Source organism: Chelativorans sp. Marseille-P2723 (assembly GCF_902809845.1).
GTDB lineage: Bacteria > Pseudomonadota > Alphaproteobacteria > Rhizobiales > Rhizobiaceae > Chelativorans.
Map to the genome: position 1 here is coordinate 33,591 of NZ_CADDWI010000013.1, position 23,822 is coordinate 57,412.

General features: G+C 58.4%; 18 protein-coding genes and 1 pseudogene. 6 read left to right on the forward strand and 13 right to left on the reverse strand.

Annotation, left to right across the window (positions count from 1 at the left end):
• Window positions 1-14: 14 nt before the first annotated feature.
• The 3 genes and pseudogenes from trxA to HUS57_RS17980 form a co-directional block, all read left to right on the forward strand.
• A complete protein-coding gene (gene trxA / locus HUS57_RS11510; protein WP_173933870.1) occupies window positions 15-992 on the forward strand; it encodes a thioredoxin in 978 nt (325 codons plus the stop codon).
• A gap of 39 nt (window positions 993-1,031) precedes the next feature.
• On the forward strand, window positions 1,032-1,247 hold the full coding sequence (locus HUS57_RS11515; RefSeq protein WP_173933872.1) for a Trm112 family protein: 216 nt from the start codon (window positions 1,032-1,034) through the stop codon (window positions 1,245-1,247).
• An 88-nt stretch (window positions 1,248-1,335) separates the two neighbouring features.
• Window positions 1,336-1,664, forward strand: a pseudogene (locus HUS57_RS17980) (transposase); the annotation flags it as partial.
• 7 nt (window positions 1,665-1,671) lie between these two features.
• Here the strand turns inward: HUS57_RS17980 and HUS57_RS11525 are convergent.
• The 4 genes from HUS57_RS11525 to HUS57_RS11535 all read right to left on the reverse strand — a co-directional run bounded on the left by HUS57_RS11525 (window position 1,672) and on the right by HUS57_RS11535 (window position 9,123).
• Window positions 1,672-5,001: an error-prone DNA polymerase gene (locus HUS57_RS11525; RefSeq protein ID WP_173933876.1), complete on the reverse strand. Its 3,330-nt coding sequence runs from the start codon at window positions 4,999-5,001 to the stop codon at window positions 1,672-1,674.
• Window positions 4,998-6,521 carry a DNA polymerase Y family protein gene (locus HUS57_RS11530; RefSeq protein WP_246727854.1) on the reverse strand — a complete coding sequence of 508 codons (1,524 nt, stop codon included), beginning with the start codon at window positions 6,519-6,521 and terminating at the stop codon, window positions 4,998-5,000. The genes HUS57_RS11525 and HUS57_RS11530 overlap by 4 nt, the downstream gene beginning before the upstream one ends.
• The gene (locus tag HUS57_RS17985; protein ID WP_246727855.1) at window positions 6,463-7,428 is read right to left on the reverse strand and encodes a hypothetical protein; all 966 of its coding nucleotides are present in this window, start codon (window positions 7,426-7,428) and stop codon (window positions 6,463-6,465) included. The genes HUS57_RS11530 and HUS57_RS17985 overlap by 59 nt, the downstream gene beginning before the upstream one ends.
• Before the next feature lie 231 nt (window positions 7,429-7,659).
• Entirely contained in the window at window positions 7,660-9,123 is a 1,464-nt protein-coding gene (locus tag HUS57_RS11535) for a PLP-dependent aminotransferase family protein (RefSeq protein WP_173933880.1), read from the reverse strand.
• Window positions 9,124-9,450: 327 nt separating this feature from the next.
• On the opposite strand from HUS57_RS11535, the gene xsc reads away from it, so the two are divergent.
• Window positions 9,451-11,229, forward strand: coding sequence for a sulfoacetaldehyde acetyltransferase (gene xsc / locus HUS57_RS11540; RefSeq protein WP_173933882.1), 1,779 nt, complete (start codon window positions 9,451-9,453; stop codon window positions 11,227-11,229).
• 6 nt (window positions 11,230-11,235) lie between these two features.
• Here xsc and HUS57_RS11545 read toward each other — a convergent pair whose 3' ends face one another.
• Window positions 11,236-12,114 carry a phosphate acyltransferase gene (locus tag HUS57_RS11545; protein ID WP_173933884.1) on the reverse strand — a complete coding sequence of 293 codons (879 nt, stop codon included), beginning with the start codon at window positions 12,112-12,114 and terminating at the stop codon, window positions 11,236-11,238.
• A gap of 35 nt (window positions 12,115-12,149) precedes the next feature.
• Here HUS57_RS11545 and HUS57_RS11550 point away from each other — a divergent pair, with 35 nt between their 5' ends.
• Window positions 12,150-13,286 carry a citrate/2-methylcitrate synthase gene (locus HUS57_RS11550; RefSeq protein ID WP_173933886.1) on the forward strand — a complete coding sequence of 379 codons (1,137 nt, stop codon included), beginning with the start codon at window positions 12,150-12,152 and terminating at the stop codon, window positions 13,284-13,286.
• 550 nt (window positions 13,287-13,836) lie between these two features.
• Here the strand turns inward: HUS57_RS11550 and HUS57_RS11555 are convergent.
• On the reverse strand, window positions 13,837-14,640 hold the full coding sequence (locus HUS57_RS11555; protein WP_173933888.1) for an SDR family NAD(P)-dependent oxidoreductase: 804 nt from the start codon (window positions 14,638-14,640) through the stop codon (window positions 13,837-13,839).
• 171 nt (window positions 14,641-14,811) lie between these two features.
• Here HUS57_RS11555 and HUS57_RS11560 point away from each other — a divergent pair, with 171 nt between their 5' ends.
• Entirely contained in the window at window positions 14,812-15,483 is a 672-nt protein-coding gene (locus HUS57_RS11560) for a TetR/AcrR family transcriptional regulator (RefSeq protein ID WP_173933890.1), read from the forward strand.
• A gap of 126 nt (window positions 15,484-15,609) precedes the next feature.
• Here HUS57_RS11560 and HUS57_RS11565 read toward each other — a convergent pair whose 3' ends face one another.
• The 7 genes from HUS57_RS11565 to HUS57_RS11595 all read right to left on the reverse strand — a co-directional run bounded on the left by HUS57_RS11565 (window position 15,610) and on the right by HUS57_RS11595 (window position 23,668).
• A complete protein-coding gene (locus HUS57_RS11565) occupies window positions 15,610-16,431 on the reverse strand; it encodes an ATP-binding cassette domain-containing protein (protein WP_173933892.1) in 822 nt (273 codons plus the stop codon).
• Window positions 16,421-17,431 (reverse strand): ABC transporter ATP-binding protein, encoded by a 1,011-nt coding sequence (locus tag HUS57_RS11570; protein ID WP_173933894.1) that lies wholly within the window; start codon window positions 17,429-17,431, stop codon window positions 16,421-16,423. The genes HUS57_RS11565 and HUS57_RS11570 overlap by 11 nt, the downstream gene beginning before the upstream one ends.
• 94 nt (window positions 17,432-17,525) lie before the next feature.
• Window positions 17,526-18,617, reverse strand: a complete 1,092-nt coding sequence (locus tag HUS57_RS11575) for a MaoC family dehydratase N-terminal domain-containing protein (RefSeq protein WP_173933896.1) — start codon at window positions 18,615-18,617, stop codon at window positions 17,526-17,528.
• A 36-nt stretch (window positions 18,618-18,653) separates the two neighbouring features.
• Window positions 18,654-19,550, reverse strand: coding sequence for an ABC transporter permease (locus HUS57_RS11580; RefSeq protein WP_173933898.1), 897 nt, complete (start codon window positions 19,548-19,550; stop codon window positions 18,654-18,656).
• Entirely contained in the window at window positions 19,550-20,476 is a 927-nt protein-coding gene (locus tag HUS57_RS11585) for an ABC transporter permease (protein WP_173933900.1), read from the reverse strand. Before HUS57_RS11585 ends, HUS57_RS11580 begins: the two co-directional genes overlap by 1 nt.
• Window positions 20,473-22,068 carry an AMP-binding protein gene (locus HUS57_RS11590; protein ID WP_173933902.1) on the reverse strand — a complete coding sequence of 532 codons (1,596 nt, stop codon included), beginning with the start codon at window positions 22,066-22,068 and terminating at the stop codon, window positions 20,473-20,475. The genes HUS57_RS11585 and HUS57_RS11590 overlap by 4 nt, the downstream gene beginning before the upstream one ends.
• A gap of 13 nt (window positions 22,069-22,081) precedes the next feature.
• Entirely contained in the window at window positions 22,082-23,668 is a 1,587-nt protein-coding gene (locus HUS57_RS11595) for an ABC transporter substrate-binding protein (protein ID WP_173933903.1), read from the reverse strand.
• Window positions 23,669-23,822: the final 154 nt, after the last annotated feature.

A 23,822-nucleotide genomic window follows, 5' to 3' on the forward strand; every position in this document is an offset into this window, starting at 1 on the left:
ATGAAGGGGCAAATATGAGCAATCGCGAAAACCCGTATGGCGGCGAAACGGCCAGCCAGGTGAACGTCACCTTCGGGAACGGAGCAGCAGGCGCCACTCCCGGATTGGCGGAAGCCCCGTCGCTAGCCGACCTCATCAAGGACACAACCACCGCATCCTTTGCAACTGACGTGATCCAGGAATCACGTCGCCAACCGGTGCTGGTCGATTTTTGGGCACCTTGGTGCGGCCCCTGCAGACAGCTTACGCCGGTGCTTGAGAAGATAGTGCAGGAGGCCGGCGGGCAGGTAAGGCTCGTGAAACTCAACATTGATGATCATCCGGCCATTCCCGGCCAGCTCGGCATTCAGTCCATCCCCGCTGTCATCGCCTTCAAGGACGGGCAGCCGGTCGACGGATTTATGGGAGCAGTGCCGGAAAGCCAGATTCGCGATTTCATCAAGCGCATCGCTGGCGATAATGGCGGGAAGTTGGAAGAAGCGCTGGCAGCCGCCACAGAGGCGCGCGAAGCCGGTGACAGGCAGACGGCCGCGCAGATTTATTCCGCCGTACTGCAACAGCAGCCGGAGCATGTCGAAGCCTTGGCTGCCCTTGCCGACCTCCTTTTCGAGGCCGGACAGACGGACGAAGCCAAGGCAGTGTTGGATCGTGTGCCAGAAGCCAAGAAGGATATGGCCGCAGTCGCGGCGGTGCGTGCGCGGATGGCGCTTTCCGAACAGGTAGCTGGATTGGGCGATGCGGCAGAACTGGAAAGGCGCCTTGCGGAAAATCCGGCTGACCATCAGGCCCGGTTCGATCTAGCGCTTATCCAGAACGCACGCGGCGAGCGAGAAGCCGCAGCGGAGAACCTGCTGGCGATCGTCAAGGCTGATCGCAGTTGGAACGACGATGGCGCGCGGACAAAGCTGCTGGAGCTTTTCGATGCCTGGGGCATGACCGAGCCGGTAACGCTGGCCGCCAGGCGCAAGCTTTCCTCACTGCTGTTTTCGTGAACTGCCGGCGGGTGAGCGGGGTGCGGAGGTTCAAGAACGATGGTTGAGCCGGGACGTCGGGAACATCTGGTGGATCCAAAGCTCCTTGAGCTTCTGGTGTGCCCCATCACCAAAGGACCACTCAGATGGGACCCAGCGAATAACGAACTCATCTCGCCGGGAGCGCGGCTTGCCTATCCCGTGCGCGACGGCGTTCCGATCATGTTGCCTTCGGAGGCGCGGCCGCTGGAGTCGGAAGAGGATTTCAAGTCGTGAATTGAGATTCCTCCGCCCGCAGAGGCGGATGGATGAAGCTTTGATGGCAGCAGATTAATGGCGCCTTGCGTCCTCGATGGGCGAGAACGGCCAATTGCTCCGCGCCTATGTCGAGCAGCATCTGGTGCCGGTTCTTCAGCCGGGGACATCGTCATCAAGGACAATCTGAGAGCTCACAAGTCTGCCGCCGTCAGGCAGATGATCCGCGCCGCTGGCGCCAGGCTCTGGTAGCTGTCGCCTATTCCCAGCCTTAACCCATTGAGCAGGCTTGCACCAAGATCAAGCACTGGATGCATGTGGAACAGAAGTGCCCCATCGAGGTGAGGCGCCACATCGACGGCCTCGTTTCCTCAATGCAACCGGGTGAATGCAGAAAACTACTTCGTCAATGCAGACTATGCTTCCGGCAAAACCTGAAAGGTTCCTAGTGGAAGTTCCGCCCCTTGGGCATGACCGAAGCAGCGGAAGCCCGCGCTTCCGATGCTTGTCTCGATCCGTCGAGAGGAACGGAACGGGCAGGTAGGCCGGCAGCAGGTTCTGCCTTATCGCTCGCATCCATGGCGATGGCCGGTTCTTCCCTCAACAGTGTGTCGAGCCTGCTGCTCAGATCGTCGATCCGCTCGGCTACGACGTGGATGACATCAGACGCTTTCTGCAGGCGACCGGTGATACGCGCGAAACGGGCACCCAGCACCTGCGGCCGGAAGCGCTCAAACACCTTGTTCCAGACAATGGCGTTGGAGGTACCGGTTTCATCCTCCAAAGTCATGAAGATAACTCCTTTGGATGTGTCCGGACGCTGGCGGATTAGCACGAGCCCGGCAATAGAGACGCGCGAGCCATCGGCCAGTTCGGCCAGGCATTCATTCGCAAGCACGCCTTCCGCATCGAGCGTCTCGCGAAGGAAGGATACCGGATGCGCTTTGAGCGAAAGTCCCATGGCACGGTAATCTTGCACCACGTGACTTCCTAGCGGCATAGGCGCCAGCCGCATCTCCGGCTCGTGCTCGAAAAGCCCCAGATGTGGCTTGTCGAGGAGCGGCAGACGTTGCGAACCCGTCCCTTCCAGCGCATGGACCGCCCAAAGCGCGGCGCGCCGGTCAAGCCCCAAGGAACGGAAAGCGTCCGCTTCGGCAAGACGGGTGATCACGCTCTTGCTGAGTCCGGAACGCAGCCACAGATCGCGCACGGAATCGTAGCCGGCACCCCGTTTCTGCACGAGCCGTTCCATATCGTCCTCCGATAATCCCTTGATCTGGCGAAAGCCCAGGCGAACAGCATGTCGTGTCTTGATGACGGTGCGCATCTGCGCATGCTTCTTTGCTACCTGAGCAGGAGCGAAGGAGGCTTTCTCCAGGGTGCAATCCCACTCGGAAAAATTGATATCCACAGACCGCACTTCCACGCCATGCTCGATGGCATCCCGCACAAGCTGTGCCGGAGCATAAAAACCCATAGGTTGGGAATTTAGGATCGCCGCGCAAAACACGTCCGGATAGAAGGTTTTGAACCAGCAGGAAGCGTAGACGAGATGCGCAAAGGCGGCGGCATGGCTTTCCGGAAAACCATACTCGCCGAAACCTTCAATCTGCCGGAAGCAGCGACGGGCGAACTCTTCCGGATAGCCCTTGGCGACCATGCCTTCCACCATCCGCTGCCTGTAATTACTGATCGTGCCAGTGCGCCTGAAGGTGGCCATGGCGCGCCGCAACTGGTCGGCCTCGCCAGCGGAGAAGCCGCCTGCCTCTATCGCGATCCGCATCGCCTGCTCCTGGAAGAGCGGAACGCCAAGCGTCTTCTTCAGGATCGCTTCAAGCTCCGGCCGTATATATTCGGGCTTCTCAATTCCTTTCCGACGACGCAGATAGGGATGCACCATGTCACCCTGAATGGGGCCTGGCCGCACGATCGCCACCTCGATGACAAGATCATAGAACTCACGTGGCTTGAGACGCGGCAGCATCGACATCTGCGCTCGGGATTCGATCTGGAAGACGCCCACTGTGTCGGCTCGGCAGATCATATCATAGACGCGCGAATCCTCAGCAGGGATCGTGGCCAGTTCAAGCGGCCGGCCATAATCGTCACGAACGTCGTAGTGCTCCTTCAAAAGCTCGAGCGAGCGGCGCAAGCAGGAAAGCATGCCAAGCGCCAGAACGTCTACTTTAAGCATCTTGACAGCGTCGAGATCGTCCTTGTCCCACTCGATCATTTTGCGTTCGTCCATCGCCGTCTTGACAATGGGCACGATCTCGTCGAGCCGGTCTCTGGTGATGACGAAGCCACCCACATGCTGGGAGAGATGGCGCGGGAAGCCAAGGATCTCATTGGCTTTATCTATGAGATGCTTCGTTCGCGCATCGAGCCCGTCGAGGCCAGCGGCTCTGGTTTCCGTCTCGCCCAGCCTGGCGCTCGATGTACCCCAGACAGAGCCGGAAAGCGCGCTCATCGCATCTTCAGAAAAGCCGAGCGCCTTGGCCACCTGCCGGAGAGCCGAACGACCACGATAAGTAACCACCGAAGCGGCTAGCGCCGTGCATTTCAGGCTGTACTTCTCGTAAATATAGGCGATCACCTCGTCACGGCGTTCATGCTCGAAATCGACATCGATATCCGGCGGCTCATTTCTCTCCCTGGAAATGAAACGCTCGAAAAGCGTGTCGATGATATCCGGTCCTATTTCAGTGATACGCAGGCAGTAGCAGATAAGGGAATTGGCTGCCGAACCTCGTCCCTGGCAGAGAATGCCCCTAGAGCGGGCGAAATTCATGATGTCATAAACCGTAAGAAAATATCGGGCATATCCAAGCTCACTTACCGTATCGAGTTCGTGCCGAATTATCGCTTCCACCTTTGGCGGCATGCCGTCGGGAAAACGTGAGCGCGCGCCTTCCCAGGTGAGGCGCTCTAGTTCCTCCTGTGGCGGCAATCCAGATTCCGTCGGCTCGTCGGGATAGTTGTATTCAAGCTCGCCAAGCGAAAAGGAGAGCTCCTGGCCGAAGCGGATGGTCTCGGCAAGCGCGTCGGGATAATGGCGGAAAAGACGCGCCATCTCATCCGGCGGCTTCATGTGACGTTCGGCATTCGCTTCCAATGCAAAACCTGCCTGTGCCACCGGCACATTCATCCGGATCGCAGTCAACACATCCTGAAGCGAGCGCCTCCCTTTCGCGTGGTAAAGCACATCGTTGACGGCCATCAGCCGGATGCCCGCAGCCTCCGCAATCGCCGACGCCTGCGCCAGCCTGAAGCGGTCATCACCGGAATAGGACGCTGCAACGGCAAGGCGGACTGCATTGCCGAATCGGTCCTCCAGGCGCTTGGTGAAGGTGAGTGTCTCCTGCGAAGATCTCTCAAGCCTCGGCAAAATGGCGAGCGACATGCGGTCGCCCCACTCGATCAGATCAGCGGCAAAAAGGACAGGCGCTCCCTTCTGGCTTTCCTCACGCAGATTTGCCTGCGTAAGCATGCGGCATAGATGACCCCACCCCTGGCGGTCTCGTGGATAGGCGAGAATGTCAGGCGTGCCATCGGAAAAGACGAGCCGGCAGCCTGGATGATAGGCAAGCCCCTCCACCTTAGCCTGGCTCCAGGCGCGAACCACGCCCGCCACGGTATTGCGATCCGCAAGCCCTAGGGCACGGAAGCCATAAAGCTTTGCGGTCACAGCAAGCTCTTCCGGATGCGAGGCGCCGCGCAGAAAGGAGAAATTCGACTGCACGGCGAATTCCGCATAGGCTGGAACGGTATTCATGGGAAAATCCCGTGCAGGAACCAGCGGGGCGAAGCTACCTCCCCGTAAAGCCCCTCCCTGAAAAGCCAGTAGCGGCGGCCTTCCACATCCTCGACACAGAAATAATCACGCGTCGGCGCCTCCCTGTCCTCCTGCCACCATTCGGGAGCGATGCGTTCCGGCCCTTCGGCGCGGGCCACGCGATAAAGCGCCCGCCGCCAGCGGAAGGACAGGGGCGGGCCTTCCGGAACCTCGGCTGAAGCCTCTACCGGCTCCGGCGTCTCCAGAAGACGTATGGGACGGATTTTTCCCGGAGGAGCGTCGTTCCTGGCAGGCATCGACCCTCCTGCAAGAGCCTCTTCCCCGAAGGGAACAAGACGTACAGCCCGTTCGGGAACATGGCTTTCGCGCAGGGATGGAACAAGAATGGCACCCTTCCCAAGTCGAGCGCGAATACGGTCTGCCAGGAGCGAAATGGCCTCAGCTTCCTGAAGCGCGGAGCCGGAAAGATCCGTCTGACGGGCGGTGAAAGGCGCAGTGACGGCAGCCGAAAGACGTACCATATCGAAACCGTATCCGGCATCGAGCTTGCCTTCGAGAGCGGCGAGTTTCTCACGGAAAAGCTGCAGTATCACCGGAGGCTCACGCAAGGGACGCGAAGCGCCCACTCCGAGGCGCATCACGGCACCATCGACACGGAACAGGGAAAGACTGAGACGTCTTGCGCCCTCGTCCCGGCGTTCCAGCTCTTGACGCAAAGTTCCAGCCAGCAAGAGTATCAGCCGCTCTATATCCTCCGTCATGCCGATCGGCTCCGGAAGCCGGCGCTCGGCCGATAGCGGAGATACAGGAAGGCGAGGCGAGATCACCTCTTCGGCAAGCCCGATGGCCTGATCAAGACGCGCGACCAGCATAGTTCCGAAACGGCGGACAAGCGGCGCACGGGGAGCCCCGATGAGCGCGCCGACATGGCGGATGCCCACGCTTTCCAGCCCGGCCCGGATTTTTTCTTCCAGGCGCAGGGCTGCCAAAGGCATGGGAGCAAGAAACTCCTCTTCCTCGCCCTGAGGCACGTTCCGCCTCTGTCCCTCCAGAAACCGCGCCGCGGCCCAGGCCATGCCCGGCGTAGAAGCGAGGCCAGCACGTGCATCAAAGCCCTGATGCGCGAGCCGTCGGACAATCTCTGCGAGCATTGCATCTTCCCCGCCGAACAGATGGGCACAGCCGCTGATATCCAGGAAGAGACCGTTCGTTCCTTCAAGCGCAACCAGAGGGGTATAGCGATCACACCAGTCGGCAAGGCTTTCCAGAAGCCGCCTGTCAGCCTCCGGCTCTTCCTCGACCACCTCGATGCCCGGATGCATGGCACGCGCATCGGCAATGCCAATGCCGGGTCTCAGGCCGAGAGCCTCGGCCTGTTCGTCAAGGGCCGCGATGTGCTGCGCATTGGCTTCGCGGCGGCTAACGACAAGGGGAGGAAACTCAACTGGCTTTCCCTCCTTTCCGCCCCGCCTCCACTCCGCTCCATGCCTGCGTCGCAAAAGCCGATCTGTCGAAAGATGCGGCAGCCAGACCGCCAGAATCCTGTTTTCTTCCGCCACTCTGCCGAACAGGCCGCACTGCGAGGGCATTTCTTTCCCGAAAAGCGAAGTCATGAGGGTTCCATTCCAGCACGAAATCTCCGATCCTCCCGGTTCTGCTCTTGATCAGGTTAAGAGCGAAGGCCGGTGGGCCGAGAGAGCGGGGGAGCCGGCCGACAAGCGTTTCCCGCAGAGCGGTCGGAGCAGCGGTGACGAAGATGCGGGTGATGGCCGCGGTTGCTTCGGCCTTTGCGGAATGACGAATGAGGAAAATCGGCTGGCCCGCCCGGCTGGCCCGGTTATGGAGGCGCCGGGAGGCAGTAAGATCGAGCTTTGTCGGATTACCCCGAAGTTCCAGAAAGATCGCCGAAAAGCCGCCCGTCTTCGCAGCTTCTTCCGTAGCCCAGAGCGCGTCTTCGAGCCGAACTGTCCGGGCGAGAAGCAACTGGTCGGGAGCAAAGCCAAAAAAACGTTCCAATCCCAGCGCATAGGGTAGGCCAGCTTCCGCAAGCATGTGGGAAGTGGAAACCCAGAAAACCGGCCGGCGGCCCTCACCAGAGTTTTCCTTTCGTGCCGCAATGGCGGCCAGTGCCAGGGCGAAACCAGCAACGATGCCTCCATCGCGGGTTTCCCGACTGGTAATTTCCGTCAGGGCCGCTGCGGGAAGACCGCCGCCCAGAGCAGCATCGAAGCGCCAAGCCCCCGTCTTCAGATAGGCGAATTTTTCCATTTCAGGCCGACTGTGGCGGCCGGCTACGGCTCTATTTTCACCCGGTACGGCTAACCGCTCGGGCAAGGTCCCCTCGATCCTGGCGATTTCCCGGCGCAGGGCAGAAAGCCTCCCTTGCGACACGGCAGGCCGAGCCATGACGTTTCACTCCGATTGCATTTTGTTCATGTTATGTTCCTATGGATTCCAGAGCCCCTTCCGAGAGTCAAGGAGGAATTTATTCTTTGCTTATTGACGACGGAAAACTTCAGCTAACACCATTGCAGACGTTCGTCATTCCATGAGGGAGGGAGAACTGCGCCTCTGCGCCGTTCTCAGCCGCACATTAGTGTCACTGCTGCATCTCCGCGACTGGCGGATAGTTCCTGTCTAGCCAGGCAGCGCATTTTGCAGGATGGCCGCAATCCGGGAAATTCCTTCGTGGATGCGCTCCTCCGGGATCGAACTGAATGCCAGCCGATAATAGTTACGTGGACAAACTCCGGCAAAAAAGGGATGACCAGCCTCGATCAGAACGCTTTGATCATAGAGTTGCCGCGCGACCATACTGGTGTCGATGCGCTCATCAGTCTGAAGCCATAAGCTCGAGCCTCCCTCCCCCTCCACCGTGAGCCCATGCTCATTTATGGCTTCCAGCGCTACCCGCTTGCGCTCTGCAAAGGTGTTCCCGAGGCGGCGGATCAGCGCGTCATAATACCCAAGAGACAGGAAATAGGCGGCTGCCCGCTGCATCAGTCCAGGAGGATGCCTCAGCACGGTTCCGCGCAGCGCCCGCGCCTCTCGGACGAAAGGCTCGGGGCCTACGAGATAGCCGAGGCGCAGGCCCGGAAACAGCGATTTCGAGAAGCTCCCGATGTAGATCACCCGCCCCTCCACGTCGAGCGACTTCAGCGCCGGGAACGGTGCCCTGCGATATGCCATCTCGAAATCGTAATCATCCTCCACGATCAGGAAATCACGTCGCGAGGCAAGCGAGAGCAGCGTCTGACGCTGGCGCATGGGCATCGTTCTGCCTGTCGGGCAATGATGGCTTGGCGAACAGAAAAGCACGTCGATGCCATCCGGTAGAGCTTCGGGATCGAGCCCTTCGCGGCCGATGGGAATCGGCAGCACGCGGCAGCGGCTCTGGTTCAGAATATCGCGAAGGCCAGGATAGCCGGGCTCCTCAATTGCCGAAGTCCGCCTTTGATTGAGAAGCACCTGCGCTGAAAGCCACAGCGCATTCTGCGCTCCCAATGTTACGAGGATCTCTTCCGGGCGCGCGCGGATGCCGCGCCGCGGCAAGGTATGACGCGCGATATACTCGACAAGCTCGGGATCATCGCGCTCGAAATGATCGTCCGTCAGGACATCAAAATCCTTCTGCCCCAGCGCCATCATGGTACAACCACGCCAGTTCTGGTGATCGAAGAGCGAAGGATCTGCCTGACCGTAGACGAAGGGAAAGCGAAAACGGCGCCAGTTTTCCGGCTTTCCCATGCTGGTGACGCCTCCGCTGAAGCGTTGCCCCAGCGCCCGTGACCAATCTACCCCATCGACACGCGAGCGGCTCCGGTATGTATGGATCTGCGGCCGAGGCGCAGTTTGCGATACGAAAAAGCCGGAACGATTCCGCGCAACGAGGTAATCATCCGCCACAAGGTCGGAATAGGCCATGACCACGGTGATGCGGCTGACTCCCAGACGGGTGGCAAGCATACGGCTTGATGGCATCCGCTCTCCGGGACGAAAACGCCCCTCCAAAATACCTTCGATCACAAGCTGCCGGATCTGATTTTGGAGCGTACCCCGATAAGCTGGGTTTAGGAAAAAATTGTCGACTGAGATAGGCATGCCACCACGCTCCCACGTGGGCAGCGTAGCAATTTGGCTATACCAATGCAAATGATCTGGACCTACTCAAACCGCCGCTCGAACCCATGCTTCCGGCGGCGCTACAAGCGAGGCTGCTGTCGCTTGCGTCTGTCAGAAATGCGACGATCTTTCGGACGTATCGCAGCGGGATCGTACGAATGTCTGACACCACCTGACGCAGCACAAGAAGGGTACCATCAGACATCAAGGTCGCTGTCAGGGAAGGATCGAGCTTGATACTGACGTGCCGGAATATCTTTCTGGTTTGTCGCAACGCCGCCAACAAATTCGGGAGGAGATAACGACATGAGGATGACGACGGAGGAAGCCTTCGTTAAGGTACTCCAAAGGCATGGAATCGAACATGCCTTTGGCATTATCGGCTCCGCCTTCATGCCGATTTCCGACCTATTCCCCAAGGCTGGCATTACATTCTGGGACGTGGCCCACGAGTGCAATGGGGGCTTTATGGCGGACGGCTATACGCGCGCGACCGGCAAAATAGCGATGTGCATTGCCCAGAATGGACCGGGCATCACCAATTTTGTCACGGCCATCAAGACAGCGTATTGGAACCATACGCCTCTCCTTCTCGTCACGCCGCAAGCTGCGAACAGGACAATCGGCCAGGGCGGCTTTCAGGAAGTGGAGCAGATGGCGCTCTTCAGCGATATGGTTGCCTATCAGGAGGAAGTGCGCCATCCTGCACGCGTCGCCGAGGTGTTGAATCGCTGCCTTATGAAGGCGCGGCGTCTGTCCGCACCGGTGCAAATAAATATGCCACGCGATTTCTGGTGCCAGGAAATCGACATCGACCTCCCGGAAGCCGTCGCGTTCGAGCGCCACGCTGGCGGCGCAGAGGCTATTGCCGAGGCCGCGCGCCTGTTGTCAGAAGCAAAGTTTCCGGCACTGCTGAACGGGGCCGGCGTCATCCTGGCAGGAGCCATTCCGGCATCGGTCCGCCTTGCGGAGCGGCTTGATGCTCCGGTTTGCTGCAATTACCAGCACAACGATGCCTTTCCAGGCTCGCACCCACTTTTCACCGGTCCCCTCGGCTATAACGGCTCAAAAGCCGCGATGGAGTTGATCTCGAAGGCAGATGTTGTGCTCGCACTCGGCACGCGCCTAAACCCGTTCTCGACACTGCCCGGATATGGCATCGACTATTGGCCGCGCGAGGCAAAGCTCATCCAGGTGGACGTCAATCCCGACCGGATCGGCCTTACCAAGCCAGTTACGGTAGGGATCGCCGGAGATGCGAAACTCGTCGCAGAAGCCATCCTGGATAACCTTTCCGAAGCCGCTGGCGAGTATCGCCGGGATGAACGCCGTGCGCTGATCGCAAAAACGAAATCTGCCTGGGCGCAGCAGCTCACTTCCATGGACCACGAGGAGGATGACCCAGGCACAAGTTGGAACAGGCGCGCTCGTGAGCACGAGCCCGAACGTATGTCACCGCGCATGGCTTGGCGCGCGATCATGGCAGCCCTGCCGAAGGAAGCCATCATCTCCTCAGACATCGGCAATAATTGCGCCATCGGCAATGCTTATCCGACCTTCGATCAGGGTCGGAAATATCTGGCTCCCGGTCTTTTCGGCCCCTGCGGCTATGGCCTTCCCGCGATCATTGGGGCCAAGATCGGCCAACCGGACGTGCCAGTAGTCGGCTTTGCCGGGGACGGTGCAATCGGCATTTCACTCAACGAACTGACCGCGATCGGGCGCGAGGAATGGCCGGCGATCACCATGGTCGTGTTCCGCAACTACCAATGGGGAGCGGAGAAACGCAACACGACGCTCTGGTACGACGACAATTTCGTGGGCACTGAGCTTAATCCCAAAGTCTCCTATGCTGCGATCGCACGCGCCTGCGGACTGGAAGGAGTGCAGGCGCGGAAAATGGAGGAGCTGACAAGCACGTTGGACAATGCCATCGACTCGCAGATGAAGGAACGAAGAACCACGCTGATCGAGGTCATCCTCAATCAGGAGCTTGGCGAACCGTTCCGACGCGACGCGATGAAGAAGCCCGTCGTTATCGCAGGGATCGACCCGAATGACATGCATCCCCAGCAGGTGTCCTGAGCCGGTTCAGGCCATCGCCATGGTCAAGGCGGCAGCGGCAACGATATCGTCCGTACTCGCGCCTCGCGATAGATCGCAGACTGGCCTTGCGAAGCCCTGCAGGAAAGGCCCGACGGCCTGCGCTCCTCCCAACTCCTGCAGGAGCTTATAAGCAATGTTGCCGGCATCGAGAGAAGGAAAGAGGAGGACGTTGGCGGCTTTAACCTCGCCAAGCCCTTTGCGAGCCGCAGTTTCCGGATTGAGTGCGGCGTCAGCCTGGATCGGCCCCAGCGCTGGTACGCCCTCTGCCGCCAAGCGCGTCTGCGCGTTTCGGACCAGATCGACCGAGGCGCCTGCCCCGGAACTCCCGGTAGAGAAGGAAAGTAGAGCGATTCGCGCGGTACCGAACAGAGCCACGGCAGAATGCATGGTGGCTCGTGCAATGTCGCAAAGCTCGTCCACGGAAGGGGCCACATTGACCGCGCAATCAGCCAGGATCAGCTCGCGGCCATTGGGCATGCGCAAAAGGAAGAAGCTCGACGGCGTCGCTATACCTTCGGCCATGCCCACCGTCATTGCCGCTGCCTCGATCACGCGCCGGGTCGGCGCTAGTGCGCCGGCGATCAGCGCGTCAGCATCGCCTGCCGCCACCATCGCCGCTGCCTTGAAAAGAGGCTTTTCCAGAAGCTTGAGGGCAAGCGTCGGTTTTAGCCCAGGGCGCGCACGCTCGAGAACCTCCAGATATTCCTCCGCCGGCCGCGCCGCCGTCAGGTCGAGAGGCTCGGCCAGCGCTTGTTCACGCAGCCGCTCTGCCGCTTGGGCTATACGTTCATCCTCCATCTCGGGCATGACGATTCTGCCGCGACGCTGACGTGCCATTGCAAAGGCTTTTTCGATGCAGCCCATATTCCTCCCTCATCAGCTGCAAGGAGTTCAACGAAATGAGCGAAGGCGTCAAGATTCATCGTGGACTCAAAGGTATCTATTTCGAGCGTTCAGGAGTTTCCTTTATCGACGGCTCCAAAGGCGAGTTGAGATATCGCGGTTATTCAATCCACGACCTTGCTGAGCAGTCCAGTTTCGAAGAAACTGCCTATCTACTGATATATGGAGAGTTGCCTACGGCAGCGGAACTTTCCCGATTCGATGTTGCACTGAAGGAGGCGCGGGAGCTTCCGGAGGCAATTTATAACATCATCGCCACCATTGCCCGCGGACATCCGATGGATGTGCTGCGTACCGCTGTATCGGCTCTTGCCGCGTTGGAGCCGCAAGGCCGCAATGTCAGCGAGGATGCATTCATCGCCAACGGCATCCGGCTGATAAGCCAGATACCCATGATCGTCGCCGCCCATGAGGCAATCCGGAACGGGCGCCCGCCCGTAGCGCCCGATCCGGAAGCATCCCACGCAGCTAACTGGTTGTGGATGCTGAAGGGCCAGAAACCATCGGAGGAAGCGGCGCGGTTAACCGATGTGGATTTCATCCTGCATGCCGAGCATGGGTCAAATGCATCTTCCTTTGCATCGCGTGTCACTGTCAGCACTGATGCCGACCTCTATGGGGCGATCACGACGGCGCTGGCGACGCTAGCGGGTCCAGCCCATGGCGGAGCGGCGGAAGACGTCATGCGGATGGTCGAGGAGATCGGGAAACCTGAGAATGCGCTTGCTTATGTGAAGGCACTGCGCGCGGCAAGAAAACCCGTTACCGGTTTCGGACACCGGGTCTACCGCACCGAGGACCCGCGGGCAAAGCACATGCGTCAGGGCGTGGAGAAGCTATCGCGAGAGATGGGCCAGCCCCGCTGGTTTGAGATCCTTCAGGCAGTTGTAGAAGGGATGAAGCCGTATGCGCGCCATGGGTTGAATGTGAATGTCGACTTTTACTCCGGCGTGATCTATCAGCTTCACGGCATCCCCCGCGATCTCTACGTACCTATATTCGCCATCGGCCGTCTACCCGGCTGGGTGGCGCAATGCTTGGAACAACTCCGCTCCAACATACTTATCCGCCCGCTCACGCTTTATGATGGACCCGAGCCGCGGCCCTACGTTCGGTTGGAAAAGAGGATGTAAGCGCCTGGACAAGCCGTGCGACGTTACATCATGTTACCGGAAAACCGGAGAGATGCCGTTGGCTGTCGTAGGATCCCGGTCTCGATGCGACCATTCACTATAGATCCGGCAAGGTCCCCAAATTAACTTCGCAAGCTTTGTACTGGTGGAATCGGCGCGCATTTTGAGAATGGAGGTGGTGGAATACGGAAAGCGGTGATTGCAGATATGTGCGAGGCGCGCGGATCACATATTCGGAATGATCACCAACTGTAATTCACCAGAAGATGCCGCAGGGGCTGCGTAATTTCCAACGTATACTCATGCAGCACTTCACCCTGCGCGGATTGTCCTGATGGAACACTACAACCGCGGGGGTGAAGCCGTACAGGAGTTGCAAAGATGATACTTTCCGGCGCGCTGAAGTGAAAAGATCACATTAGCGGTGGCCTGGAAAATGCACCGGAGGCTCTTGGTCTCCGGTTTAGCGGCGAAATGAGAGTAAGCTAATTGGCCGTGTGTCCTAATACATCCATTTCCGGAACGTGGCGGAATATCGGCCTGTCACCATTCAGTGCGTGATCAGACCGCCGTTCAGATTGAATGCCTGTCCCGTAATATAGGCTGCCTCCCCAGAAACGAGAAAGGCCACCAACGCGGCGACATCATGCGGCGTTCCAAGACGGCCAAGGGGCACCTTTTCCTCAAGCGCTTTGCGAGCGTCCTTCTCCGGACCAACTTCGAGGTCATAAGCGCGCACAAACGTTTCCGGATACCGTTCCAGCATTTTGGCTGAAAGCGGCGTATCAATGACACTGGGGCAGACGGAGTTAACCCTGATCCCGTGGTGGGCAAGCTCACGGGCAAATACCTCCGTCAGCCGGATTACACCGGCCTTAGAAACCGCATAAGGGCCAAGCAGCGGAGTGCCAAGCTTGCCGCTGATTGATGCAATGTTGACAACATTACCCGCCCAACCGTTCTTTAAGCAGTTGCGGGCGAATTCCTGTGTGCACAGAAAAGAGCTGGTAAGATTGTTAGCTATCGAACCGGACCAATGCGTCTCTTCAAGCTCAAGCAGCGATGTTGCAGGGCTTCCGCCGCCTCCCACATTATTAATCAGGATGTTCACACGGTGAAATTCATCGATAATCTGACTGAAAACGCGCTGCACATCAGCCTTTATAGTCATGTCGCCTACAAAGCAGGAGAATTCGGCTGTGGCGGAAGATTTCCGAAGATCGACCACTGCGACTGTCGCGCCCTCGGACATCAGCCGCCGGGCGATCGCGTTGCCGAGCCCTCCGCCTCCCCCGGTTACCACCGCGACTTGCCCGCTAAGCCGTTCAACCTTGAACGGGTTGATCTTGTTCATGGAACACCTTCTTGGGCTTCGCCAGTATATGCGCGCTTGATTTTCCGTCCTAGTTGTTTAACTAACGGTAGTTAACAGTCAAGTGGCAGCTCACTTCGCGGTTCTTTATGGACAGCGCGGACTGACTTTCAGCGGTCAAGCTTGCGAAGCTGCGAGAAGGAAGGTGTTGTTATGGACAGGCCGCGCGCAAAAAGGGAAACACGACGGAAGACAGCCGCACCTCCCAAGCGCTGGAACGCGGTTGACCGTAAGAAGCATATTATCCTCGAGGCCGCCCGCCTCTTCGCAATGAAGGGGTTCGATGCCACGTCGATGCGGGAAGTGGCCGGACGTACAGGCGTGCTCGCCGGATCCCTTTATTACTATTTCGAGTCTAAGGAACAACTCTTCCTCGAAGTACACACCGAGGGGATGAAAGTCCTTTCGAAGAACGTTGATGAAGCAATAAAGGAACTCAGCGACCCGTGGGACAAACTTGAGGCAGCTGCAATCGCGCATTGCCGGGCACTTGTCGAGGAACGGGAGATGCTCATGCTCGTGGTGCCTACCCTGCCGGTAACCCTGGCGCCATACCGGGAAGAGCTGGTACGGCAGCGCGACGAGTATGAGAAGAAATTTGCGCAGATTATTGCCGAATGTGATCTTCCCGACCGGATTAACCGAGATGTCCTGCGTCTTCACCTTCTCGGCGCGCTCAATTGGACGCAAGTCTGGTATCGCCCAGGGACGAAGCTGAGCATAGACGAGGTCGCCAGGCAGATAGTCCGGTCTTTGCAGCCTTGTGCTAACGAGACAACTGCCCTGCCTGAAGCATCCGGCAAGACTGCTGGTAAGACGCATTAACAACGAGCTTCCTGTCAACCGCAGCAGTCATCCCGGCCGCGGCACACCACAGCAGAGGCATCGCAAACGAGCTCGGCGGCTGAAGCTCCCGGTAAAGTCCCTATAGTCCTGTCTGCTGGCAGGCGCTTACGCCGCCTGCCGATGCATCGAAATTCCCCTCGGCACGGCAGCCAGAAGAGCACGTGTATAGGCCGTCTTTGGAGACCGGAATAGCTCGTCCGTACTTCCCTTCTCAACAAGTTCGCCGCCGCGCATAACTGCCACTTCATCGGCAATATGGCGGACGACAGCCATGTCGTGGCTGATAAACAGGTAAGTCAATCCACGCTCCTTCTGAATGTCTTTCAGCAGGTTTACAATCTGTGCCTGCACGGAAACATCCAGCGCCGAAACCGCCTCGTCGCAAACCAGCACCTTAGGCTCCAGCGACAGCGCACGTGCTATTGCTATACGCTGTTTCTGCCCGCCACTGAACTCGTGGGGGAACTTGGAGGCAGCCTTAGCACCCAGTCCCACCGAGTCCAGCAATTCCTCCACCCGCATTTTGACGCTGCTCGGGTCCACGATCTTGTGGACAAGCAAGGGCTCAGCGATGATCGACCCCACCCGCTGCCTCGGATTCAGCGAAGCTGCCGGATCCTGAAACACCATCTGGATCGCGCGCCGTATTTCAAAGTCCCGGAAGGAGGCTTTCGAGAGCCGCTTGCCACAGTAAAATATGTCACCCTCGGTCGGCTCATAGAGCCCTACGATGCACCGACCCAACGTCGTTTTGCCGGAGCCGGATTCGCCAACAATCGCTAGGGTGGTACCGCTTCTCACGTCGAGCGATATGTTGGACAGAGCGACAACTGACTTCATGGATCCTGCAAACAGGCCCATACCAGCAGAAAAGATCTTGCCGACATTGGCAATGCGAAGAATAACCTGCGGGTCTTCAGCCGACATTGTTTCCTGCTTCTTTCGATGAATGATTGCTGAACCAGCAAGCCACTGCCCTGCCACTGTCCTCCATTAATGGCTCCCGCTCCCTGCAAATGCCTTCCGCTCGCGCACAACGCGGATGGTAGGGGCAACCGTTTGGAAGCGCGCCGGGTTGCGGCGGCTGTCCGCCTATCGCGCGGAAGCGTGTGATCTGCTCTGCGTCGATGTCTGGAACTGCATCGATCAGGTCATTGGTGTAGGGATGACGCGGGGTCTGCACGAGTTGCCCCGTTGAAGCGCTCTCCACGATCCTCCCGGCATACATGACGCACACCCGGTCACAGTACTCGGCAACGAGATCGAGACTGTGCGAGATGAATATGACGGAGGTTTCCTCCTGCGCCGTAAGTTCCTGTAGCAGTGCGATGACTTCTGCCTGGACGGTCACGTCGAGCGCAGTTGTCGGCTCGTCGGCGATGAGCAGCTTTGGGCGGCAGGACAGAGCCATTGCGATCGCCACGCGCTGGCGCATACCGCCGCTTAGCTGATGTGGATAACTGGCTAGCACCTGCGCTGCGCGCGGGACTTTGACCCGTTCGAGAAGTTCAAGTGCACGCCGGCGCGCATCCGCATGCGTTAGCCCCCGATGATACTCCATGCCATCGGTCAATTGCCGCTCTATCTTGAGAAGCGGATTGAGCGACGTCATGGGATCCTGGAACACCATGCCGATTGCCGACCCTCTGATGGGCGCGAGATCCTGAGCTGAAATCGAGGAGATGTCTTGCCCATTGAACAGAATGCGCCCGCTGCGGATGCTGGCAGCCCGGGGCAGAAGCCGCATGATGGAAAGGGCTGTCATGCTCTTGCCCGACCCGCTCTCACCCACAATCCCAAGGCGCTCGCCAACATTGAGATGAAAGGATACGCCACGCAGCACATCGAAAGTGCGACCGCCAGCCGAAATCTCGGTGTAAAGGCGGTCGACTTCTATTAGTGGCCTCGACATTGACTCAGTCGTCAACTGCCTTCTCCTGGCAAACACGTCGCGCTAAGCGAGTTATGGAGCCACAGCCAGTGCTGAGCAGATGTTGCTGCGTGGTGCTCAGCATCTCTCCTCACTTGCTCCTTGCCGTCCAGAGGCGTGATGCCGGACCCACCGGAGCATCTGTCCAGCGCCGGACCGTGAATACGCCTGTGTTGCGGATGCGGTTCTGGTCATCGACCAGCCAAGCCTCGACGACCACCCGGTCAGGGTCTTCCGTAGGCTTCGAGAAGCCATAGGTGGTCAATACATCGCCCGGGTTCACCTGACGGCGCTGGATGTGGCGGAACTCCTCGATCCACCCATTCCGGCCGGCCCATGCTACAAGCGGTGCCAGCATCGCAGCTCCCATTTGTGGACCGGCAGTGATGGGAACCCCGCCTGGAAAACCGCGCTCCCGGGCGTAATCCCAATCATAATGCGTTTTCGCATAGTCATCGACCGCACCCATCCACTGAATCATCGAAGTCCAGGTAATTGGGCCGAGTTCCTGGCGGTAGGCATGTTCTTTCCCGTCGAAGAGGTCGACAACGCTGTCTGGATGATCCCATGCACGCCTGGGGAGCGTCTTGACCTCGCACCTTGTTTTCTCCGCGAGATCGGGGCCGAAGTCAGGCTTGGGCTGGGGCGACGTGCCCTCGGCATAGATCGTAACCGCCTTGCGCACGAGATCGCCAACGAGAACGTTGCGCTGGTTGCGGAACTCCCAGATATCCTCAATGAACTTCATGCGGCCCTGGCGGCCCTGTTTCTCGTACACTTTCGAGAGCTCGCAAACCACGGTGATTGTATCGCCGACCGTAATCGGCTCGTAGTAGCGGTAATCGTCGCCCGTATGCAGATGAGCATCATTTTGCTTCATGACGTCGCCCATGACGTATGTCGTCTCATAGGCACGATAGGTCGGCGTATTGTTCACAAGGTACCAGTAAAAGGGGATTGCGGCGATCGGCTGCACCACGTTCCCGTTTGAGAGCTGCTCGGCGCTCGTATGCCATGGCACCGCGCATCCCGATGCATATGCGACCTTCTCGACCGCGCTTTGATCCACCTTAGTCATGAAAGGCTCGGAGCGGCGCCCGATATGGCTCTCATCGTAGTCGCTGATCGCAAACTCGGATAGTATGCTTGAGATGCCGGTTAGATCGCGGCCTAGGCAGTACATCGATTTTTTCCCCTTCTCAGGTACATCAGAAAACAGTTACCGCAGATGATCCAGTTCCGGATCGAAGCGATCGCGGAGCCAATCCCCAATGACGTTGCAGGACAACACCATCAAACCCAGAGCAATAGCTGGCATCACCACGAGGTGAGGTGCGAATGTTATGTAATCACGCGAGTTGGCCAGCATCAGTCCCCATTCTGGGAGCGGCTCGGGCACACCGAGCCCAAGGAAACTCAACGATGATGCGAGAATAATCGTGTTGCCGATCTGCAGGGAAGCCATAACCAGCAAAGGTGTGAACACATTGGGCAGGATATGCCTCAACAGAATGCGCCGTTGCGGGAAGCCAGCTATCTCTGCCGCCTTGATGTAATCCAACTCACGAATGTGCAGCACCTCGCCCCGAACAAGCCTTGCGAAGAAGGCCCAGGTTACCGCGGTCGTCACGAAGATAACGTTGACCACTCCGGCTCCGGTCGCCGCGGCGAGCGCCAGTCCAAGGACCAACATGGGAATCGCCAGCATTGCGTCGGTTATGCGCATCAGAATTGTATCAATTAATCCCCCGAGGTAACCAGCCAGAAGGCCGATCGACGTGCCCACTATGGCGGAGACAAACACTCCCGCTATCGCGATGATGACTGTGATGCGGGCGCCCACGATCAATCGTGAAAGTATGTCACGGCCGAGTTGATCGGTGCCAAGCGGATAAGACCAGCTCCCCCCCTCCATCCATACCGGCCGCTTGAGCGCCGTCATCAACGTTCCCGAAAAGGCATCCAGCGGAAGAATAAGCGGCCCAGCCACTCCTACCAGCACAACTGAGACGAGGAAAATAAAGGCAAGAACAGGAAAATTCCGGCCGCGCAACTTTCTGCGTTCGGTGGTGGGGCTGCTTTCGGCGCCTTGCCGAATCTGATCGGCCGCTGCCATCACGAACGCCTGGTCAGTACGATGCGGGGATCGACTACGGCGTAAAGTATGTCGGTAAGCAGGTTCACGAGTATTGCGGTGAACGCGGCAACGATGACTACACCCTGAACGAGGGCATAGTCGCGCGCAAAAGCGCCCTGCACCATCAGAAGTCCGATCCCCGGCCAGTCGAAAATGGCTTCAGTAATTACTGCTCCGCTTGCGAGGAGCACGAACTGTAATGCCGTCAAGCTCATGATCGTCGTTAACGCATTGGGAAAAGCATAACGCATGACGATGGTCCACTCGGGTAACCCCTTGGCTCGTGCCACGGTTATGTAGTTGGAATTCAAGGCTTCCAGCATGCTCGAGCGAGCCATGCGCGTAATCGCCGCCGTCGAGAACCACCCGAGCGTGATTGCGGGCAGAACCAAATGGGAGAAGCTGCCTGTTCCTCCGGAAGGGAAAATTCGGAACTGAACCGAAAACACCAGCACGAGGATAACCCCGACCACAAAGGTCGGAATACTCTGGCCTGAAACAGCCAATGTACGTCCAATCCTGTCGATGATGCTACCGGGCCATCGTGCCGCCATGATCCCTACCGGCAAGCCTACGACCAGCGCGATAAAAATGGCGACGAATGCCAGCAGCAGGCTGTTCGGGGCACGTTCGAGCAAAAGGTCGGCGACTGGCTGGTTGTAGCGGAAAGAGCGTCCAAGGTCCCCTTGTGCAAGGTTTGCCAGGAAGGTTCCAAGCTGTGACAGGATGTTGCGATCCAGGCCTAATTGCTGCCGAAGGATTTCACGCTCTGCCGCTGTCGCTTCGACTGGCAACATCGTGTCAATCGGATCGCCCGATATGCGGCTGAGGAAAAACACCACGACCGCGACGACTACGAGGCTTACCGCCGATTGCAGGACCCGGAAAGCAATGTACCGTTTCATGCGCGCTGCCGCTCAGCCACCGTTTCCCTGTCATAGGCGTCGGGGCTGAGGCCTGCCTTCACAAGCTTATACTTCTCGATCCTTTCCGTCGGCGTTTTCGGAAATTCATCGATAAACTGAACGTACCGCGGCACGGCATATCTCGGTAGCCGTTGCTCGCAGAAGGCGATGAGTTCGGCGGCATCTATCGGAGCGCCCTGGCGCGGAACCACCACCACCCACAGATCGTCCTCTCCAACTGGCGAGGGATAGGGCAGCACAGCCGATTCCAGAACATGATCATGCGTATTGATGACCTGCTCGACTTCGAAGCAGGACACGTTCTCGCCGCGGCGCCGGACGCTGTCCTTGATCCTGCCGATGAAATGGATGTAGCCGTTCTCGTCGAGAAATGCCCTATCGCCAGTATGGAACCATAGATTCCGGAAAGCCTCGGATGTTGCCTCTGGCATTCCCCAGTAATGGATAAAGGTTGCCCACGGCACCTTGGGGCGGACAAGGATTTCACCGGGAGCGCCTGCCGGAACCGGCCGATCCAGCTCATCCGCGATCATCACTTCCCGCCTTGGCGAGGGCACACCGCAAGAGCCCTCCACACTTGCCTGAATAGGATTGGAGGAGATGACCCCCATCTCGCTCATGCCGTACAAATCTACGACCGGAACACCGAACCGCTCCTCCAGCGGACGCTTGAGGCCTTTGGGAATTGGCACGGCGCAAATTACCCGCAGATTGTGCGATCGATCATTCGGAGATGGTGGCTGCTTCAGCACGAGACCTGCCGCACCAATAAGGAAAGCCGTGGTGATTCCGTATTGCACGACGTCCTTGATAAAGCCTGACGCACTGAAGGACCGGCGCATATGAACGGGGATGTTTGCAACCATCGCGGCTGCAACCGCCTGACCCTGCGAATGAGCGTGGTAAAGCGGATGAGCATCATAAAGAATGTCATCCGGCCCCATCGCAAGAAGCTCTATCGTATCGATGGCAAGACCAAGCAGGTGGCCATAAGGGCAAACGACACCTTTGGAGGGCCCGGTGGTTCCCGAAGTGTAGATGATCGCTGCGGGATCTGCTATCGTGAGCTCTGCATCCTCATAGCCCTTCCCGTCAGTCGTAACAACGTTACGAAAGGGAACCACCTGAATATCCCGGTAGGAAGAAACGAGCTCCGCACCCCCGCTCTCCTCGACAACAACGAGCATGCGTAGGGCCTCGGGAAGCTCGATACCTGCCAGCAAAGGCAGATATTTCTGCTCCATAACGAGAACACACATCCCGCAATTCTGGATAATGTATTGGAGATGATCGCCCCTTAGCGCGGTATTGAGCGGGACCTCAATTGCACCGTTACGATTAATGCCGAACCAGGTCGCAATAAAGTTAGGACCATTATCGAGCATGATGCCGACACGGTCATGCTTGCTAACGCCAGCACCGCGAAGAAAGGCCGCCACCGACCGTGACGCCCTTTCGGCATCGCGGTATGTCAGGCCCTGCCCCTCAAACGAGACGAAGGCCTTATCGGGGTCAGTCTGTACGCGCCGGGCGAGCAACTGGGGGAGCGGCAGCTCACAATCCTTGATCATGATAGGCACTTACTCACTGGGCAATTTCGACAGCAGCCAGATTGCTCGGGTAACCAACGCCCGGAATCGGCTGCCAACTGGCTACGGATTCACCAACGGCGAACAAAGAGTCGGCATAGTAGAGCGGCATGATTGCATTGATTTCGGCGGCTCGACGGAGGATGTTCTCAATCAGTTCCTTCCGCTTGTCCGGATCAGGCGTACCAGTCTGATCAATCACCCACTGAGAGAGCTCTTCATCGCCATGTGGCTGGTTAAATGGCTGCCCCAATACAAAATATGTATGCAGCAAACCGCCCGTGTCTGCCCGAGCGCCAGAACCGGTCGCACCGTAGATGAGCACGAGCCGCGGCTGCTGCTTACCTGCTTCATTCCGCGCCTCCGCCAAGGTTTGCGAAATCTCGCGCACGTCCATCTTCACCCTGACCCCGACGGCCTCAAGATACTGAGCTATTGCTTGCGCAAAATCGCGCCCCTCCGTCGCCGCAAACAGTGTGATGTCAAATCCGTCGGGATAGCCGGCCTCCGCTAAGAGAGTCTTCGCGCCTTCCGGGTCGTACTCAACCACGTACTTGCCCGCATCGGCCGGCCAACCAAAGGCAAACGGGAAGCCAAAGACGTGAGCTGCATCACCCTGTCCGAACAGCAGATGCTGGACGATAGCCTGACGATCGATGGCCATGCTGAGAGCCTGCCTGACCTCGGGCTTAGCAAACGGGGTGTCGCTCATCATGCCGCCAATGATCATATAAACAATGTGCCCCTTCTCGGCAGGCACGACTTTCAACGAAGGGTCTGCCTGTACCTGGGGAATCGCGGGACCAACGATACCAGAGACGATGTCAGCCTCACCGGACCTTAGCTGAGCCATACGGGCGGCGAGCTCTGGCACGATGCGCAATGAAAGGCGCTCATAGGACGGCGCGCCGTTCCAGTAATCAGGGTTTGCCTCAAACTCCATATTGCGCCCGAGATCCTGACGAACGAAGCGGAAAGGCCCAGTGCCGATCGGCTTCCTGTTGAACTCTTCCGCACCCACTTTCGCGATATAATCGCGCGGCACCACATAACCGGCGGCAGTGCCGGGCTCATAAGCAGCAAGATCAAACGGAATTGTCGGCGCACCGGTTTCGCTGCGGATGACGATGGTATAATCGTCGACGATATCGACCGACGAGATCATGCTCGCGATCCGCTCCGACGAGGTGGCGGCTGACGGACCGTGCTTGCCGATGTAGCGATCTATCGTGAACTTTGCGTCCTCAGCCGTGAAGTCGCTGCCGTCGTGAAACTTCACCCCTTGGCGCAACTTGAACACCCATGACTTGCCATCAGCGTCCAAAGACCAGGACTCGGCCAGGCCAGGCGCCAGCTCCCCGGTCTGCGGGTCTTTCGTGATAAGGGCATCGAACACCAGCGGATAGTAGGTCGTCTGCCCTGCGGAGCGGAAGAGCATCGGATCCATGTCCTCGCCATCCACGCTGGCAACCACGACATCCAGCCGCTCCATCTGGGCATATGCCGGATAGGAGAAGGCAACAAGAGAAGCCGCCGTCAGCGCGATAAACGACTTACCCAAAATTTTACCGAGAAACGTCACGGACTCCCTCCCCATTACAGAATGCGTTAGCAAAGCTGAACTTCGCTGAAATTAGTCTAACAATCGTTTGCTTGCAAGAGAAACAATCGAAAGTTAAGCGTAATTTGAAGAGGGATAAGGCACAGCGAGAGACGCTGGAAAAATGGGAAACCAC